The organism is Burkholderia sp. Bp9143 (genome assembly GCF_003853645.1).
GTDB lineage: Bacteria > Pseudomonadota > Gammaproteobacteria > Burkholderiales > Burkholderiaceae > Burkholderia.
This window is the reverse complement of the sequence record NZ_QTPO01000064.1, coordinates 1-15,847: the sequence shown is the minus strand read 5'-3', so window position 1 is coordinate 15,847 and position 15,847 is coordinate 1. Positions and strand designations below refer to the sequence as shown.

Genomic DNA, 15,847 nt, shown 5'->3' with positions numbered 1-15,847 from the left:
GTTACCGTGGCTAAACTGGCACTGATCGAACGTGAAAAGAAGCGCGCCCGCCTGGTCGCGAAGTTCGCAGCAAAGCGCGAAGCGCTGAAGGCGATCGTCGAAGACCAAAGCAAGTCGGAAGAAGAGCGCTACGAAGCACGCCTTGAGCTGCAGCAACTGCCCCGCAACGCAAACCCGACCCGCCAGCGTAACCGCTGCGCGATCACGGGCCGTCCGCGTGGCACGTTCCGTAAATTCGGCCTCGCGCGTAACAAGATTCGTGAAATCGCATTCCGTGGCGAGATTCCTGGCCTGACCAAGGCGAGCTGGTAATAGGAGAAACGTAAATGAGCATGAGTGATCCTATCGCCGATATGCTGACTCGCATCCGCAACGCGCAGATGGTCGAGAAGGTATCGGTTGCGATGCCCTCGTCGAAGGTCAAGGTTGCAATCGCGCAAGTCCTGAAGGACGAAGGTTATATCGACGATTTCGCCGTCAAGGCGGAAGGTGCGAAGTCCGAACTGAATATCGCGCTGAAGTACTACGCAGGTCGCCCGGTCATCGAACGCCTCGAGCGCGTTTCGAAGCCTGGTCTGCGCGTGTATCGCGGCCGTAACGACATTCCGCAGGTCATGAACGGCCTGGGTGTGGCAATCGTTTCGACGCCGAAGGGCGTGATGACCGACCGCAAGGCGCGCGCTACCGGCGTCGGCGGCGAAGTCATCTGCTACGTTGCTTAAAGCCGAGGAGAGAGAAACATGTCTCGAGTAGGTAAGAGCCCGATCGCGCTGCAAGGCGCGGAAGTCAAGCTGGCTGACGGTGCAATCACCGTCAAGGGCCCGCTGGGCACCATCACGCAAGCGATCAATCCGCTCGTGAACGTGGCGAACAACGACGGCACGCTGAATCTGGCGCCGGTCGACGAAAGCCGCGAAGCAAACGCACTGTCGGGCACGATGCGCGCGATCATCGCGAATGCCGTGCACGGCGTGACCAAGGGTTTCGAGCGCAAGCTGACGCTGGTTGGCGTCGGTTATCGTGCGCAAGCGCAAGGCGACAAGCTGAACCTGTCGCTGGGTTTCTCGCACCCGGTGGTGCACCAGATGCCGGAAGGCGTCAAGGCTGAAACCCCGACGCAAACCGAAATCGTGATCAAGGGGATCAACAAGCAACAAGTCGGTCAAGTGGCTGCGGAAGTCCGCGGTTACCGTCCGCCGGAGCCCTACAAGGGCAAGGGCGTGCGCTATTCCGACGAGGTTGTGATCCTCAAAGAAACGAAGAAGAAGTAAGGGTGCGCAATCATGGATAAGACTCAATCTCGCCTGCGCCGCGCTCGCCAGACGCGTATCAAGATCGCTGAGCTGCAGGTCGCGCGTCTCGCCGTGCATCGCACGAACACGCACATCTACGCTCAAGTGTTCTCGCCCTGCGGCACCAAGGTGCTCGCCAGCGCGTCGACGCTCGAAGCAGAAGTGCGCGCTGAACTGGCCGACAAGTCGGGCAAGGGCGGCAACGTTAATGCCGCGACGCTGATCGGCAAGCGTATTGCCGAGAAGGCAAAGGCTGCCGGCATCGAATCCGTCGCCTTCGACCGCTCGGGCTTCCGCTACCATGGCCGCGTCAAGGCGCTGGCTGAGGCAGCTCGCGAAGCTGGGCTCAAGTTCTAAGGAAGGAATTCGTCATGGCAAAGATGCAAGCGAAAGTTCAGGCTGACGAGCGCGACGACGGCCTTCGTGAAAAGATGATTTCGGTCAATCGCGTGACCAAGGTCGTGAAGGGTGGCCGTATTCTCGGCTTCGCCGCACTGACCGTGGTTGGCGACGGTGATGGCCGCATCGGTATGGGCAAGGGCAAGGCGAAGGAAGTGCCGGTCGCTGTCCAGAAGGCAATGGAACAAGCTCGCCGCAACATGTTCAAGGTGCCGCTCAAGAACGGCACGCTGCAGCACGAAGTGCATGGCAAGCATGGCGCATCCGCTGTCCTCCTCGCTCCGGCGAAGGCAGGTACGGGCGTGATCGCCGGTGGCCCGATGCGCGCAGTGTTCGACGTGATGGGCGTTCAGAACGTCGTGGCAAAGAGCCACGGTTCGACGAACCCGTACAACCTCGTTCGCGCCACGCTGGACGGTCTGCGCAAGCAGTCGACCCCGGCAGACATCGCGGCGAAGCGCGGCAAGTCCGTCGAAGATATTTTGGGCTAAGCCCGGGTGGTCACCATGTCTGAAAAAACTGTCAAGGTTCAGCTCGTTAAGAGCCTGATCGGGACCCGCGAATCGCACCGCGCGACCGTGCGTGGCCTGGGCCTGCGCCGACTCAACTCGGTTAGCGAGCTGCAGGACACGCCGGCGGTCCGCGGCATGATCAACAAGGTCTCGTACCTCGTTAAGGTCATCGCGTAAGCGGCCCTACGGATCAAGGAGTTGATATGGAATTGAATAACCTGAAGCCGGCCGCTGGTGCAAAGCACGCCAAACGTCGTGTCGGCCGCGGCATCGGTTCGGGCCTCGGCAAGACGGCTGGCCGTGGTCACAAGGGTCAGAAATCGCGTTCGGGCGGCTTCCACAAAGTCGGTTTCGAAGGCGGTCAGATGCCTCTGCAACGTCGTCTGCCGAAGCGCGGCTTCACGTCGCTGACGAAGGAATTCGTCGGTGAAGTGCGCCTGGGCGACCTCGAGAAGCTGCCGGTCGATGAAGTCGATCTGCTCGCACTGAAGCAAGCCGGCCTGGTCGGCGAGCTGACGAAGAGCGCAAAGATCATCGCGACGGGCGAACTGAAGCGCAAGATCGTCGTGAAGGGTCTCGGCGCCACCAAGGGTGCGCGCGCTGCGATCGAAGCGGCTGGCGGTTCGTTCGCCGAGTGACACGCGTAGCGCGTCGTTACTTGCATTCATCGGAGAAGGTACTTGGCTAACAGCCCGAGTCTTGCAAAACCCGGTCGAAGCACGGCGAAATTCGGCGATCTGCGTCGGCGAGCGATGTTCCTGCTCCTGGCGCTGATCGTCTATCGCATCGGCGCGCACATCCCCGTGCCGGGCATCGATCCGGATCAACTGGCGAAGCTGTTCCAGAGCCAGGCGGGCGGCATCCTGGGCATGTTCAACATGTTCTCGGGTGGCGCGCTTTCCCGCTTCACGATCTTTGCGCTGGGGATCATGCCGTACATCTCGGCGTCGATCATCATGCAGTTGCTGGCGATCGTCTCGCCGCAACTCGAGGCGCTGAAGAAGGAAGGGCAGGCAGGGCAGCGGAAGATCACGCAGTACACGCGGTATTTCACCGTGGTGCTCGCGACCTTCCAGGCGTTCGGTATCGCGGCGGCGCTGGAAAACCAGCCGGGCCTCGTCATCGACCCCGGCATGCTGTTCCGACTGACGACGGTCGTGACGTTGGTTACCGGCACGATGTTTCTGATGTGGCTGGGTGAGCAGATCACCGAGCGTGGTCTGGGCAACGGCATCTCGATCATCATCTTCGGCGGGATCGCAGCAGGGTTCCCGAATGCCGTCGGTGGGCTGTTCGAGCTGGTGCGTACGGGTTCGATGAGCATCATTTCGGCGATCATCATCGTCGTTCTGATTGCCGCGGTGACTTACCTGGTCGTGTTCATCGAACGCGGTCAGCGCAAGATCCTCGTGAACTACGCGAAGCGCCAGGTCGGCAACAAGATCTACGGTGGCCAGTCGTCGCACTTGCCGCTGAAGCTGAACATGTCGGGCGTGATTCCGCCGATCTTCGCATCGTCGATCATCCTGTTCCCGGCCACGATTCTCGGCTGGTTCAGCACGGGTCAGCCGTCGGGAAGCTGGATCTCCAACACGTTGCATAACGTCGCGGAGGCGCTGAAGCCGGGCCAGCCGGTCTATGTGCTGCTGTACACGCTGGCAATCGTGTTTTTCTGCTTCTTCTACACCGCACTGGTGTTCAACAGCAGGGAAACCGCGGACAACCTGAAGAAGAGCGGCGCGTTTGTTCCGGGCATTCGTCCGGGCGATCAGACCGCACGATATATCGACCGCATCCTCACGCGTCTGACGCTGGCCGGTGCGATCTACATCGTCTTCGTGTGTCTGCTGCCGGAATTCCTGGTGCTGCGCTGGAACGTGCCGTTTTATTTTGGTGGAACGTCGCTGCTGATCATTGTCGTCGTCACGATGGACTTCATGGCGCAGGTGCAGTCGTACGTTATGTCGCAACAGTATGAGTCGCTGCTCAAGAAGGCAAACTTCAAGGGCGGCAACATCCCAATGCGTTAATCAAGGACTATGGCCAAAGACGATGTAATCCAGATGCAAGGTGAGGTGATCGAAAACCTCCCGAATGCGACCTTCCGCGTGAAGCTGGAAAACGGCCATGTCGTGTTGGGGCATATCTCCGGGAAGATGCGGATGCATTACATCCGCATCCTGCCGGGCGACAAGGTGACGGTTGAATTGACGCCTTACGATCTGTCTCGTGCGCGGATCGTGTTCCGGGCGAAGTGATTTGAAAAAAGGGTATTATCATGAAAGTGATGGCATCGGTTAAGCGCATTTGCCGCAATTGCAAGATCATCAAGCGCAAAGGCGTCGTTCGCGTGATCTGCAGCTCGGATCCGCGCCACAAGCAGCGCCAAGGCTGACCGCGCGTTTGTTTGCGCTTTTTGTTTGAGGAAAAACAATGGCTCGTATCGCAGGGGTTAACATCCCGAATCACCAGCATACCGAGATCGGCCTGACGGCAATCTTCGGTATCGGCCGCACGCGCTCGCGCAGCATCTGCGTGGCGTCTGGCGTGGAATTCTCGAAGAAGGTCAAGGACCTGACCGACGCAGACCTCGAAAAGCTGCGTGAAGAAGTGGGCAAGTTCATCGTCGAAGGCGATCTGCGCCGTGAAGTGACGATGAACATCAAGCGCCTGATGGACCTCGGTTGCTACCGTGGTGTTCGTCATCGCAAGGGCCTGCCGATGCGCGGTCAGCGTACGCGTACGAACGCACGTACCCGCAAGGGTCCGCGTCGTGCAGCGCAAGCGCTGAAGAAGTAAGCGGAACTGACAGTTACAGGAAAACGTAATGGCTAAGGCTTCGAATACCGCGGCGCAACGCGTTCGCAAGAAGGTTAAGAAGAACGTCGCTGAAGGCGTGGTTCACGTTCACGCGTCGTTCAACAACACGATCATCACGATCACCGATCGCCAGGGCAATGCACTGGCATGGGCGACGTCGGGCGGCCAGGGCTTCAAGGGCTCGCGCAAGTCGACGCCGTTCGCTGCTCAGGTTGCTGCTGAGTCGGCCGGTCGCGTGGCGATGGAATACGGCGTGAAGAATCTGGAAGTGCGGATCAAGGGCCCGGGCCCGGGTCGTGAGTCGGCAGTGCGTGCACTGCATGGCCTCGGCATCAAGATCACCGCGATTTCGGACGTCACCCCGATTCCGCACAACGGCTGCCGTCCGCCGAAGCGCCGTCGTATCTAAGAATGCTGCTGGCACGTTCGTGCTGGCGCATTTGCCTGTCGCCGCGTAGCGTCGACGGGCGTTGCTTTTTTGATTGACTAAGCCCACCGTTCGCCCCAAAGGGCGCGAACTAGCGCGGATTCCGATCCGCGTGACTGATTGATAAAGGAATGCAAAGTGGCACGTTATATCGGCCCTAAGGCCAAGCTGTCCCGCCGTGAAGGCACCGACCTGTTCCTGAAGAGCGCGCGCCGCTCGCTCGCCGACAAGTGCAAGCTCGACAGCAAGCCGGGTCAGCACGGCCGTACCTCGGGCGCACGTACGTCCGACTATGGTACGCAGCTGCGCGAAAAGCAGAAGGTCAAGCGTATTTACGGCGTCCTGGAGCGTCAGTTCCGCCGTTACTTCGCTGAAGCCGACCGCCGCAAGGGCAACACGGGTGAAAACCTGCTGCAACTGCTCGAGTCGCGTCTCGACAACGTCGTGTATCGCATGGGCTTCGGCTCGACCCGCGCTGAAGCGCGTCAACTGGTGAGCCACAAGTCGATCACGGTGAACGGCGTCGTCGCGAACGTCCCGTCGCAGCAAGTGAAGGCGGGTGACATCGTCGCGATCCGCGAAAAGGCAAAGAAGCAGGCGCGTATCGTCGAAGCGCTGTCGCTGGCCGAGCAAGGCGGCATGCCGAGCTGGGTTGCAGTCGATGCGAAGAAGTTCGAAGGCACGTTCAAGCAAATGCCGGAACGCGCTGACATCGCAGGCGACATCAACGAAAGCCTGATCGTCGAATTGTATTCGCGTTAATCCGATTGACGGCCGAGGTACCCCGATTGCGTTATGCAAGGAGGGGCCTCGGCTGTTTATTTTCTGGTTGTTACCGGTCAGCCTTATCGGTGTAACGAGCCGAGGGTATTGAAAAGGAAAGCCCATGCAAACCAGTTTGCTGAAACCCAAGATCATCGCCGTGGAATCGCTGGGCGAGAACCACGCGAGGGTGGTCATGGAACCGTTCGAACGCGGTTACGGCCACACCTTGGGCAATGCGCTTCGCCGCGTGCTGCTGTCGTCGATGGTTGGCTACGCGCCGACCGAAGTCACGATCGCTGGCGTGGTGCACGAGTATTCGACGCTTGATGGCGTGCAAGAGGACGTCGTCAACCTGCTGCTGAACCTGAAGGGTGTGGTGTTCAAGCTGCACAACCGTGACGAAGTGACGGTGACCCTGCGCAAGGAAGGCGAAGGCGTCGTTACGGCCGGCGATATCGAGCTGGCTCACGATTGCGAAGTCATCAACCCGAATCACGTGATCGCACACCTGTCGAAGGGCGGCAAGCTCGACGTTCAGATCAAGATCGAAAAGGGTCGCGGCTATGTGCCCGGCAACGTCCGTCGCTACGGCGAAGACACGGCCAAGATCATCGGCCGCATCGTCCTCGACGCATCGTTCTCGCCGGTTCGCCGCGTGAGCTACGCCGTTGAAAGCGCACGTGTCGAGCAGCGTACCGACCTCGACAAGCTCGTGATGAACATCGAGACGAGCGGCGTGATCACCCCGGAAGAAGCGATCCGTCAATCGGCCCGCATCCTGGTCGACCAGCTGTCCGTGTTCGCGGCACTGGAAGGCACGGAAACGGCTGCCGAAGCACCGTCGCGCGCACCGCAGATCGATCCGATCCTGCTGCGTCCGGTGGACGATCTCGAGCTGACGGTTCGTTCGGCGAACTGCCTGAAGGCCGAGAACATCTACTACATCGGCGACCTGATCCAGCGCACGGAAAACGAGCTGCTGAAGACGCCGAACCTCGGTCGCAAGTCGCTCAACGAGATCAAGGAAGTGCTCGCTTCGCGCGGTCTCACGCTGGGCATGAAGCTCGAAAACTGGCCGCCGGCTGGTCTCGACAAGTAAGCCCGGTTGTTGCTGTAGTTGGCAAAGATGCGGATTTTCCTTTAAAATCCGCATCTTGCTTTTTTCGTTACCGGCCCGTGCACCCCAGCGGTGCGATAGAAGAGCTGGATCAAAACTTTGAATCAAGGAAACTGAAATGCGCCATCGTCATGGTCTGCGGAAACTGAACCGCACGAGCAGCCACCGTCTGGCTATGCTCCGTAACATGTCCAACTCGCTGATCGAGCACGAAGTCATCAAGACGACGCTGCCGAAGGCGAAGGAACTCCGTAAAGTCGTCGAGCCGCTGATCACGCTCGGCAAGAAGCCGTCGCTGGCAAACCGTCGCCTAGCGTTCAACCGCCTGCGCGATCGTGACTCGGTGGCGAAGCTGTTCGACGTGCTCGGTCCGCGTTTCGCGAACCGTCCGGGCGGCTACCTGCGCGTGCTGAAGTTCGGCTTCCGCGTCGGCGACAACGCACCGATGGCACTGGTCGAGCTGCTCGATCGTCCGGAAGTCGACGAAACGGAAAACGTGCAAGAAGCTGAGTAAGCTTCCGCTACGCTGCAGTATCTGAAAGGGCCGAGCAAATGCTTGGCCCTTTTTGTTTTTGGCGATACCCCGGCTGCGATCGATTGTCGCAGCCCGGTACCGGCAGCGTCGCACGGGCTGCGCTACGATATGGAACTGTCGACGCGGGCCCTCGATGGGCGATTCGTGGCGGCGGAAGCCGGTAAAAACCAGCCAGGAGGGCGCGTATGGTGGTGGTGTTGATGCTGACGACGGTGCCGGATGCTGCGACGGCCGCAGCGCTCGCCGACGGCGCGCTCGACGCGCGGCTGGCCGCGTGTGTGTCGGAGCTCGGTGCGATCAAGTCGCGCTATCACTGGCAGGGCAAGGTCGAGACGGCCGACGAGATCCAGTTGCTGTTCAAGACGAGCCCCGTGCGCTCGCTCGATCTGGAGCGATTTATTCTCGCGCATCATCCGTACGAGACGCCGGAAATCGTCTCGTGGCAGGCGACGGCCTCGGCCGCGTACGGCCAGTGGGTGACCAGCGAAACTCAACGTCTATTTCATGTTTAACGGTATGGCGCTTTCCGTGCGTGTGCGCGCGCTGCGGTTCCTCGCAGTCCTCTTGTCGTTCATGTTCGTGCTGGGCGGTCTGTCGGCCGCGCGCGCGGCTGACGATTTTCTCGATCCGTCGGTCGCATTCAAGTTCAGCGCGAGCGAAGCGCCGGGGCAGGTGGACGTCCGCTTCAAGGTTGCCAACGGCTATTACCTCTATCGCGAGCGGTTCGCGTTCGCGGTGAAGGGCGGGCAGGCGACGCTCGGCGATCCGCAATTCCCGGCCGGGCATGTGAAGTTCGATCAGACGTTCCAGAAGGAAGTCGAGACCTATCGCGACGAGGTCGTGATTCACGTGCCGGTCAAGCAGGCTGCTGGGCCGTTCGAACTCGCGGTGACATCGCAGGGATGCGCCGACGAAGGGATCTGCTATCCGCCTGCGGAGCACGTCGTGAAGGTCGACGGCGCCGCGCTCGGCGCGGCCGCGCCGGCCGATGGCGCGGTGGCTTCGGGCAGCTGGTTCGACAAGGTCACGAGCGCGGATTTCGCGCAGTCGCTGCTCGAGGGGCACGGCTTCTTCACGATCGTCGCGCTCTATTTCGTCGCGGGCGTCGTGCTGAGTCTCCTGCCCTGTTCGTATCCGATGATTCCGATCGTGTCCGCGATCATCATCGGCCAGGGCACGCGCGCGACGCATGCACGCGGCTTCGCGCTGTCGCTGACGTACGTGGTCGGCATGGCGCTCGTCTATACGGTGCTGGGCATCGCGGCGGCGCTGGTCGGCCAGAGCCTTGGCGCGTGGCTGCAGAACCCGTGGGTGCTCGGCGCATTCGGCGTGCTGCTCACCGCATTCGCCGTATCGCTGATTTCCGGCAAGGACATCGCGCTGCCCGAGCGCTGGCAGAACGGCGCGGCCGAAGCCTCGAGCGCGCGCCGGGGCGGCCACTTTGTCGCGGTCGCCGCGATGGGGGCATTGTCGGCGCTGGTCGTCGGCGCATGCATGACGGCGCCGCTGTTTGCGGTGCTCGCGTTCATCGCGCACACCGGCAATGCGCTGCTCGGCGGCGCCGCGCTGTTCGCGATGGGACTGGGGCTGGGCGTGCCGCTGCTCGTCGTCGGCATCGGTGCCGGTACGGTGCTGCCGCGCGCGGGCGCATGGATGGACGGCGTGAAGGTGTTCTTCGGCATCGTGCTGCTCGCCGCCGCGCTATGGATCGTGTGGCCGGTGCTCGCGGGCGGTCTGAAAATGGTGCTCGCCGCGCTGTGGCTGCTCGTCGCGGCTGCGGCGCTCGGCCTGTTCACGCCACATGCCGGTGCCGCGTCGATCTGGCGCCGCCTCGGCCGTGGCCTCGGTGCAGCGCTCGCGATCTGGGCTGCGACGCTGCTTGTCGGTCTAGCGGCGGGCTCCAACGACCCCGTGAAGCCGCTGGCCGTCCTCGCTGCGCGTACGGTTGCGTCGGGCGATGCGTCGGCAGCCGGTGCGGCGGCCGGGCGGCAGGGCACCGCGTTCGCGTCGGTGCGCTCCAGTGGCGAACTCGACGCGCTGCTGAAGACGTCAGGCCGGCCCGTGATGCTCGACTTCTACGCAGACTGGTGCGTGAGCTGCAAGGAAATGGAGCATCTGACGTTCACCGATTCACGCGTGCAGGCGCGGCTCGCGCGGCTTCACCTGGTGCGTGCGGACGTCACCGCGAACAATCCGGACGACCAGGCGCTGCTCAAGCGCTTCAACCTGTTCGGGCCGCCGGGCATCATTTTCTTCGATCGCAACGGCAACGAAATCGGTCGCGTCGTCGGCTATCAGGCGGCCGAGACGTTCCTGCGCAGCCTCGATCGCGCAGCGGTACCGACGGTGTAACGCGCGCTCGCCGGTGCGCAGGGGCGTCCTCTGCGCCGACCGGACGGTAAATAAAAAACGGCGGGACACCGAAGTGTCCCGCCGTTTTTTATTGGATGCCTGCCGGCGCGCGGCTCAGCGCTGCGCTTTCAGCAGACGCGCGGCATCGAGCGCGAAGTACGTGAGCACGCCGTCGGCGCCTGCGCGCTTGAACGCGAGCAGCGATTCGAGCACGACTTTGTCGTGGTCGAGCCAGCCGTTCATTGCGGCGGCCTTCAGCATCGCGTATTCGCCGCTCACCTGGTACACGTAGGTCGGGAAGCGGAACTCGTCCTTCACGCGGCGCACGATGTCGAGATACGGCATGCCGGGCTTGACCATCACCATGTCCGCGCCTTCGTCGATGTCGAGGCGCACTTCGCGCAGCGCTTCGTCGCTGTTCGCCGGATCCATCTGGTAGGTCATCTTGTTACCCTTGCCCAGATTGGACGCCGAACCGACCGCGTCGCGGAACGGGCCGTAGAACGCAGATGCGAACTTGGCCGAATAGGCCATGATGCGCGTATGGATATGGCCGTCGCTTTCCAGCATTTCGCGGACCGCACCGATCCGGCCGTCCATCATGTCCGACGGCGCGACGATGTCGACGCCGGCTTCCGCCTGCGCACGCGCCTGGTCGACCAGGATCTCGATCGTGTCGTCGTTGATCACGTAGCCGTTCTCGTCGAGCACGCCGTCCTGGCCGTGGCTCGTGTATGGGTCGAGCGCGACGTCGGTCAGCACGCCCAGTTCGGGGAAGCGCTTCTTCAGCTCGCGCACCGCGCGCGGGATCAGGCCTTCCGGATTGGCCGCTTCGCGACCGTCGGGCGTTTTCAGCGACGGCTCGATGGCCGGGAACAGCGACAGCACGGGCACGCCGAGTTCGACACACTGCTCGGCGACCTGCATCAGCAGATCGACCGACACGCGCTCGACGCCGGGCATCGACGGGACGGGCTGACGTTCGTTGGTGCCTTCGACGACGAACACCGGGTAGATCAGGTCGTCGGTGGTCAGGCGGTTTTCACGCATCAGGCGCCGGGAGAAGTCGTCGCGGCGCATCCGGCGCGGACGGTGAAGCGGATGGAAGCTCATGGCGATTGGGCAGAAATCAGGGCAAGAAGGACCTTACGGAACCCTTAGGTCATTTTCGAGATCGTTGGTATATGATAGCGATCGAGCGGCACGCGTCGCGTGCTGCTCCCCGCTTCTCCTCCCTGAGCGGGTGCCTGTCGTTATTCGATTAGGCTGTTTGACCCGCCGTTCAACGGCGGGTTTTTTTATGAGCCGGCCGAATCCGCAGGTGCCGTCAGGTGCGCACAGCCGATCCCGGCCGCGCGTTGCCCGCTCATTGTGCTACAGGCTCGCTTTTTTCGTCGGCGACGGACGGCCGCACCCAGCTCTCGATCAGTTCGTGCGCCTCGTCGAGCCCCGTGCGCTTCAGCGCCGAGAACAGCTGGACGGTCAGCTTGCCCTTCACGCCCTGGTCGCGGTACGCGTCGAGTCCCTTCTGCGTGTTGCGCAGCGCGTTGATGCTTTCCTGCCGCGTCAATTTGTCGCACTTCGTCAGCAGCGTGTGGATCGGCTTGCCGGTCGGCGCGAACCACTCGATCATCCGGCGATCGAGGTCGGTCAGCGGACGGCGCGAATCCATCATCAGGATCAGGCCGCACAGCTGCGAACGCGTCGCGAGGTAGGACGACAGCAGCATTTCCCAGTGGGCCTTCGCGGCCCCCGGCACTTCCGCATAGCCGTAACCGGGCAGGTCGACGAGGTTCGCGACGGGCTCGGCGGCCGGGCCGACGGAGAAGTAGTTGATGTGCTGGGTGCGGCCGGGCGTCTTCGACGCGAAGGCGAGCCGCTTCTGGTTGCACAGCACGTTGATCGCCGTCGATTTGCCGGCATTCGAGCGGCCCGCGAACGCGATTTCCGGTTGCACCGTCGGCGGCAGGTCGCGCAGATGGTTGACGGTCGTGTAGAAGCGGGCTTGATGGAGCAAAAAGGCCATGGGGAAACCGGTGGGACGGGGCGGCGCGAGCCGCTTGGTGGAGGCGGGGTAGCCCCGATAGGCGCGGGAGCTTTCAGCGCGATATTGTACAATACGACGGTTTTGCCGAAGGGCTGCGGGCGCCTGCCTCGCGCTTTTATGCAGCTTCTGCGGTAGACTGGTCGACGTCGTTTTTTGCAGAACCTCAAATTCCCACAAGACGAAACAGGGTGTGCGAATGAATCGACTGTGCAAGTCTCTGATGGTGCTTCAGGTTGCAGCAGGGTTCGTAGGTTTCGTAGCGGAGGCAAACGCGGCGGATGCGGCAAAGCCGGATCTGGACCGCGGCAAGGCGATTGCCGGGCAGGTCTGCGCGTCGTGTCACGGCGCCGACGGCAACAGTGCGTCGGGCAGTTTCCCGAAGCTCGCCGGCCAGCATCCCGAATATCTGGTCAAGCAGTTGAACGACTTCAAGGCCCAGCCGGGCGCGAAGGGGCCGGCGCGGACCAATCCGGTGATGGTCGGGTTCGCGAGCGCGTTGAGTGCGGACGACATGCGCAACGTCGCCGCGTATTACGGTTCGCAGACGACGAAGCTCGGCACCGCACGCGACGCGGCGACCGTGCCGATCGGCCAGAAGATCTATCGCGGCGGCATCGCGGAAAAGGGTGTACCCGCCTGCGCGAGCTGCCACGGGCCGACGGGGCAGGGGCTTCCGGTCCAGTACCCGCGTCTGTCGGGGCAGTGGGCCGATTACACGGTTGCCCAGTTGACCGCGTTCCAGCAGGGTGTCGGCGCGCGCAACAACAACGAGGCGATGCATCAGATCGCATCGCGTCTGTCGGACAACGAGATCAAGGCCGTCGCGGATTACATCGCGGGCCTGCGTTGAACGGACGGTCGCGAATGGAATGACCGGGCGCCCGAAGGGCGGCGGGAGTCAGAACAAGAAAAGGGTGGGGCGCCGCGTGATTGCGGCCGCCTTACCCTTTTTTGTTGTCAGCACTCGAAGGGCCGCCCCAAGAGTGCTGACCGCCCCCTCGGGGGCAGCGAACATAGTGAGCGTTGGGGGCTGTTTCCCCTTAGTTGGAGTTTGAATGAGCGTTACCACGTCGGGGTTGCAGTCGAAGTCGGGTCAAAGTGCGTCCAGGCGCGCAGTCGAGCTGCTGAGCTCGATGCGTTTCGCGATCGCGCTGCTGGTGGTGCTGTCGATCGCGAGCATCGTCGGCACGGTCCTGACCCAGGACGACCCGTATCCGAACTACGTGAACCAGTTCGGCCCGTTCTGGGCGGACATCTTCCGCTCGCTGGGCCTGTACAACGTGTACAGCGCGTGGTGGTTCATGCTGATCCTGATCTTCCTCGTCGTGTCGATCTCGCTGTGCGTGATCCGCAACGCGCCGAAGATGCTTGCCGACGCGAAGAGCTGGAAGGACAAGGTCCGCGAAGGCAGCCTGCGCGCCTTCCATCACAAGGCCGAATACTCGGCGTCCGGCACGCGCGCGACCGTCGCGGCCACGCTCGCCACGTTCGTCACCAGGGCGGGCTACAAGCACGTCGTGCGCGAGACCGAGGGCGCGACGCTGATCTCCGCGAAGCGCGGCGCGCTGACGAAGTGGGGCTACATCTCCGCGCACGTTGCGATCGTCGTGATCTGTATCGGCGGCCTGCTGGACAGCAACCTGCCGATCAAATTCCAGATGTGGATGTTCGGCAAGAGCCCGGTCAACACGAGCGCGACGATCAGCGAGATCTCGCCCGACCACCGGCTGTCCGCGTCGAACCCGACGTTCCGCGGCTACGCGTGGGTGCCGGAAGGCCAGTTCGTGTCGACCGCGATCCTGAACCAGCCAAGCGGCTCACTGATCCAGGACCTGCCGTTCTCGATCCAGCTCAACAAGTTCATCGTCGACTACTACACGACGGGGATGCCGAAACTGTTCGCGAGCGACATCGTCGTGATCGATCGCGAGTCGGGCCAGAAGATCCCGGCGCGCGTCGAGGTCAACAAGCCGTTCACGTACAAGGGCGTGTCGATCTACCAGTCGAGCTTCCAGGACGGCGGCTCGCAGATGGAGATGACGGCCTACCCGATGACGGGCGGCAACGCGAAGACCTTCGCGGTGAAGGGCACGATCGGCAGTACGGCGCCGCTGCAGATGCCGGGCAGCGACGGCGACACGATCGAATTCTCCGACTTCCGTGCGATCAACGTCGAGAACATGGCCGACGCGAACGGCAAGCCGGACGTGCGCGGCGTCGCGAAGACGGAGTCGCTGAAGGAAGCGTTCGACGAGCGGCTCGGTTCGGGCGCGAAGACGTCGAAGCCGATGCAGCTCCACAACATCGGCCCGTCGGTGCAGTACAAGATTCGCGGCAAGGATGGCCAGGCGCGCGAATTCAACAACTACATGCTGCCCGTCGACATGGGCGGCACGCGCGTGTTCCTCGCCGGCGTGCGCGCGAGCCCGAATGATCCGTTCCGCTACATGCGGATTCCGGCCGACAGCCAGGATTCGATCGGCGAATGGATGCGCCTGCGCGCCGCGCTCGAGGATCCGGCCGTGCGTGCCGACGCCGCCGCGCGCTTCGCGCAGCGTTCGCTGCCGACGACCGAAGCGTCGCTGCGCGGCCGCCTGCAGGACAGCGCGTTCAAGGTGCTGACCCTCTTTGCGGCGAGCGACGACAGCATCGGCCGCGGCGCCGACGGCCAGCCGGTCGGTGGCTTCCAGGCGGTGGCGACGTTCATCGACCGTTCGGTGCCGAAGGCCGAGCAGGAAAAGGCGGCCAGCCTGCTGCTGCGCATGCTCGAGGGCTCGATGTGGGAGGTCTGGCAGATCGCGCGCGAGCGCGCCGGCGAGCCGGCCGCCCAGCAGGGCACCGACACGATCCGCTTCGTGCAGAACGCGATCAATGCGCTATCGGACAGCTTCTTGTATGGATCGCCGGTCTATTTGCAGCTTGACTCCTTCAAGCAGGTGCAAGCTTCGGTATTTCAGTTGACGCGCGCACCCGGCAAGAATCTGGTGTATCTTGGCAGCCTGCTGTTGGTCGCCGGCATCTTCTCGATGTTCTACGTGCGCGAGCGGCGCCTCTGGTTCTGGCTCAAGGATGCCGGTTCGGGCGTCGATGTGGTGATGGCGATGTCCACGGCCCGCAAGACCTTCGATTTCGAGAAAGAATTCGTGCAGACGCGCGACGCGGCCGGCGCCGCCTTGCGCGCCACACCGCGCCACGCCGCGCCCGCCGGCGCGGCAGCGACTGCCCGTCCGCCTGCCGGCGGCGGTTCCGATTCCGAGAATTCCACACGGTAACATCATGGATCTCACGCAAGTTTCCTCTTCCCGTTCGGGGCCGGTCCAGGCCCCGAATCCGGCGCCGTTGTTCGACGACCGTCCGTTCCTCGCGCGCCTGTCGGTCATCGACTGGCTGTTCGCCCTGGCTCTCGTGGTCGGCGCGGGCTATGCGTTCGTGCATTACAACGAACACATGAATTACTACGACAAGGCGGTGATGATCGGCACGGTGCCGGCGCTTGTCGTGCTCGGCTGGCGCTGGAAACCGGCGCGGCTCATGATGGCGTCGATCGCGGTGCTGTCGCTGCTGTCGATCCAGATTTACCA

At 62.7% G+C, this 15,847-nt stretch carries 21 protein-coding genes and 1 pseudogene; 20 read left to right on the top strand and 2 right to left on the bottom strand.

The features are described from left to right. Positions 1-6 precede the first annotated feature (6 nt). From rpsN to dsbD, 17 genes are all read left to right on the top strand, one after another. A complete protein-coding gene (gene rpsN, locus DIE23_RS33990; RefSeq protein WP_006482884.1) occupies positions 7-312 on the top strand; it encodes a 30S ribosomal protein S14 in 306 nt (101 codons plus the stop codon). 14 nt (positions 313-326) lie between these two features. Then, positions 327-722 (top strand): 30S ribosomal protein S8, encoded by a 396-nt coding sequence (rpsH, locus tag DIE23_RS33985; RefSeq protein ID WP_006477185.1) that lies wholly within the window; start codon positions 327-329, stop codon positions 720-722. 18 nt (positions 723-740) lie between these two features. Next, the gene (gene rplF, locus DIE23_RS33980; protein ID WP_011350678.1) at positions 741-1,271 is read left to right on the top strand and encodes a 50S ribosomal protein L6; all 531 of its coding nucleotides are present in this window, start codon (positions 741-743) and stop codon (positions 1,269-1,271) included. 12 nt (positions 1,272-1,283) lie between these two features. Further along, on the top strand, positions 1,284-1,649 hold the full coding sequence (gene rplR / locus DIE23_RS33975; protein WP_006477183.1) for a 50S ribosomal protein L18: 366 nt from the start codon (positions 1,284-1,286) through the stop codon (positions 1,647-1,649). Positions 1,650-1,663: 14 nt separating this feature from the next. Then, a complete protein-coding gene (gene rpsE, locus DIE23_RS33970; RefSeq protein ID WP_006752931.1) occupies positions 1,664-2,182 on the top strand; it encodes a 30S ribosomal protein S5 in 519 nt (172 codons plus the stop codon). A gap of 15 nt (positions 2,183-2,197) precedes the next feature. Then, on the top strand, positions 2,198-2,380 hold the full coding sequence (gene rpmD, locus DIE23_RS33965) for a 50S ribosomal protein L30 (protein WP_006400644.1): 183 nt from the start codon (positions 2,198-2,200) through the stop codon (positions 2,378-2,380). A 26-nt stretch (positions 2,381-2,406) separates the two neighbouring features. After that, positions 2,407-2,841: a 50S ribosomal protein L15 gene (gene rplO / locus DIE23_RS33960; RefSeq protein WP_059759907.1), complete on the top strand. Its 435-nt coding sequence runs from the start codon at positions 2,407-2,409 to the stop codon at positions 2,839-2,841. A gap of 42 nt (positions 2,842-2,883) precedes the next feature. After that, the gene (gene secY, locus DIE23_RS33955) at positions 2,884-4,233 is read left to right on the top strand and encodes a preprotein translocase subunit SecY (RefSeq protein ID WP_006400642.1); all 1,350 of its coding nucleotides are present in this window, start codon (positions 2,884-2,886) and stop codon (positions 4,231-4,233) included. A 9-nt stretch (positions 4,234-4,242) separates the two neighbouring features. Further along, positions 4,243-4,461, top strand: coding sequence for a translation initiation factor IF-1 (infA, locus tag DIE23_RS33950; RefSeq protein ID WP_004521905.1), 219 nt, complete (start codon positions 4,243-4,245; stop codon positions 4,459-4,461). Between the two features lie 20 nt (positions 4,462-4,481). Next, positions 4,482-4,598 (top strand): 50S ribosomal protein L36, encoded by a 117-nt coding sequence (rpmJ, locus tag DIE23_RS33945; protein ID WP_004199844.1) that lies wholly within the window; start codon positions 4,482-4,484, stop codon positions 4,596-4,598. Between the two features lie 38 nt (positions 4,599-4,636). Beyond that, entirely contained in the window at positions 4,637-5,002 is a 366-nt protein-coding gene (rpsM, locus tag DIE23_RS33940) for a 30S ribosomal protein S13 (protein WP_014898353.1), read from the top strand. A gap of 28 nt (positions 5,003-5,030) precedes the next feature. Continuing rightward, entirely contained in the window at positions 5,031-5,432 is a 402-nt protein-coding gene (rpsK, locus tag DIE23_RS33935; protein WP_004197937.1) for a 30S ribosomal protein S11, read from the top strand. A gap of 156 nt (positions 5,433-5,588) precedes the next feature. Then, positions 5,589-6,212, top strand: coding sequence for a 30S ribosomal protein S4 (gene rpsD / locus DIE23_RS33930; RefSeq protein WP_006752934.1), 624 nt, complete (start codon positions 5,589-5,591; stop codon positions 6,210-6,212). Positions 6,213-6,336: 124 nt separating this feature from the next. Continuing rightward, positions 6,337-7,314, top strand: a complete 978-nt coding sequence (locus tag DIE23_RS33925; protein ID WP_006477176.1) for a DNA-directed RNA polymerase subunit alpha — start codon at positions 6,337-6,339, stop codon at positions 7,312-7,314. Positions 7,315-7,450: 136 nt separating this feature from the next. Continuing rightward, positions 7,451-7,846 (top strand): 50S ribosomal protein L17, encoded by a 396-nt coding sequence (gene rplQ / locus DIE23_RS33920; protein WP_006477175.1) that lies wholly within the window; start codon positions 7,451-7,453, stop codon positions 7,844-7,846. A 206-nt stretch (positions 7,847-8,052) separates the two neighbouring features. Beyond that, entirely contained in the window at positions 8,053-8,379 is a 327-nt protein-coding gene (gene cutA / locus DIE23_RS33915; protein ID WP_124616609.1) for a divalent-cation tolerance protein CutA, read from the top strand. Continuing rightward, a complete protein-coding gene (dsbD, locus tag DIE23_RS33910; RefSeq protein ID WP_124616607.1) occupies positions 8,372-10,219 on the top strand; it encodes a protein-disulfide reductase DsbD in 1,848 nt (615 codons plus the stop codon). Before cutA ends, dsbD begins: the two co-directional genes overlap by 8 nt. 114 nt (positions 10,220-10,333) lie before the next feature. Here the strand turns inward: dsbD and hemB are convergent, their stop codons facing one another. Together hemB and yihA are read right to left on the bottom strand one after the other, a co-directional pair. Continuing rightward, the gene (hemB, locus tag DIE23_RS33905; RefSeq protein ID WP_124616605.1) at positions 10,334-11,332 is read right to left on the bottom strand and encodes a porphobilinogen synthase; all 999 of its coding nucleotides are present in this window, start codon (positions 11,330-11,332) and stop codon (positions 10,334-10,336) included. A 253-nt stretch (positions 11,333-11,585) separates the two neighbouring features. After that, positions 11,586-12,245, bottom strand: coding sequence for a ribosome biogenesis GTP-binding protein YihA/YsxC (gene yihA / locus DIE23_RS33900; protein WP_044848923.1), 660 nt, complete (start codon positions 12,243-12,245; stop codon positions 11,586-11,588). Between the two features lie 217 nt (positions 12,246-12,462). Between yihA and DIE23_RS33895 the strand changes: the two genes are divergently transcribed. The 3 genes and pseudogenes from DIE23_RS33895 to DIE23_RS33880 form a co-directional block, all read left to right on the top strand. Then, positions 12,463-13,116 (top strand): cytochrome c, encoded by a 654-nt coding sequence (locus DIE23_RS33895; protein ID WP_124616625.1) that lies wholly within the window; start codon positions 12,463-12,465, stop codon positions 13,114-13,116. A 205-nt stretch (positions 13,117-13,321) separates the two neighbouring features. Then, positions 13,322-15,538: a cytochrome c biogenesis protein ResB gene (locus DIE23_RS33885; RefSeq protein ID WP_124616603.1), complete on the top strand. Its 2,217-nt coding sequence runs from the start codon at positions 13,322-13,324 to the stop codon at positions 15,536-15,538. 4 nt (positions 15,539-15,542) lie between these two features. Continuing rightward, positions 15,543-15,847, top strand: a pseudogene (locus DIE23_RS33880) (c-type cytochrome biogenesis protein CcsB); the annotation flags it as partial.

Excerpts from the sequence above, each read along its gene's own strand:
- infA (WP_004521905.1), top strand. The coding sequence starts at position 4,243 with ATGGCCAAAGACGATGTAATCCAGATGCAAGGTGAGGTGATCGAAAAC.
- rpsH (WP_006477185.1), top strand. The coding sequence starts at position 327 with ATGAGCATGAGTGATCCTATCGCCGATATGCTGACTCGCATCCGCAAC.
- DIE23_RS33895 (WP_124616625.1), top strand. The coding sequence starts at position 12,463 with ATGAATCGACTGTGCAAGTCTCTGATGGTGCTTCAGGTTGCAGCAGGG.
- DIE23_RS33885 (WP_124616603.1), top strand. The coding sequence starts at position 13,322 with ATGAGCGTTACCACGTCGGGGTTGCAGTCGAAGTCGGGTCAAAGTGCG.
- rplO (WP_059759907.1), top strand. The coding sequence starts at position 2,407 with ATGGAATTGAATAACCTGAAGCCGGCCGCTGGTGCAAAGCACGCCAAA.
- rplQ (WP_006477175.1), top strand. The coding sequence starts at position 7,451 with ATGCGCCATCGTCATGGTCTGCGGAAACTGAACCGCACGAGCAGCCAC.
- rplR (WP_006477183.1), top strand. The coding sequence starts at position 1,284 with ATGGATAAGACTCAATCTCGCCTGCGCCGCGCTCGCCAGACGCGTATC.
- rpmJ (WP_004199844.1), top strand. The coding sequence starts at position 4,482 with ATGAAAGTGATGGCATCGGTTAAGCGCATTTGCCGCAATTGCAAGATC.
- dsbD (WP_124616607.1), top strand. The coding sequence starts at position 8,372 with ATGTTTAACGGTATGGCGCTTTCCGTGCGTGTGCGCGCGCTGCGGTTC.
- cutA (WP_124616609.1), top strand. The coding sequence starts at position 8,053 with ATGGTGGTGGTGTTGATGCTGACGACGGTGCCGGATGCTGCGACGGCC.
- rpsK (WP_004197937.1), top strand. The coding sequence starts at position 5,031 with ATGGCTAAGGCTTCGAATACCGCGGCGCAACGCGTTCGCAAGAAGGTT.
- rpsM (WP_014898353.1), top strand. The coding sequence starts at position 4,637 with ATGGCTCGTATCGCAGGGGTTAACATCCCGAATCACCAGCATACCGAG.
- rplF (WP_011350678.1), top strand. The coding sequence starts at position 741 with ATGTCTCGAGTAGGTAAGAGCCCGATCGCGCTGCAAGGCGCGGAAGTC.
- rpmD (WP_006400644.1), top strand. The coding sequence starts at position 2,198 with ATGTCTGAAAAAACTGTCAAGGTTCAGCTCGTTAAGAGCCTGATCGGG.
- DIE23_RS33925 (WP_006477176.1), top strand. The coding sequence starts at position 6,337 with ATGCAAACCAGTTTGCTGAAACCCAAGATCATCGCCGTGGAATCGCTG.
- rpsE (WP_006752931.1), top strand. The coding sequence starts at position 1,664 with ATGGCAAAGATGCAAGCGAAAGTTCAGGCTGACGAGCGCGACGACGGC.
- hemB (WP_124616605.1), bottom strand. The coding sequence starts at position 11,332 with ATGAGCTTCCATCCGCTTCACCGTCCGCGCCGGATGCGCCGCGACGAC.
- yihA (WP_044848923.1), bottom strand. The coding sequence starts at position 12,245 with ATGGCCTTTTTGCTCCATCAAGCCCGCTTCTACACGACCGTCAACCAT.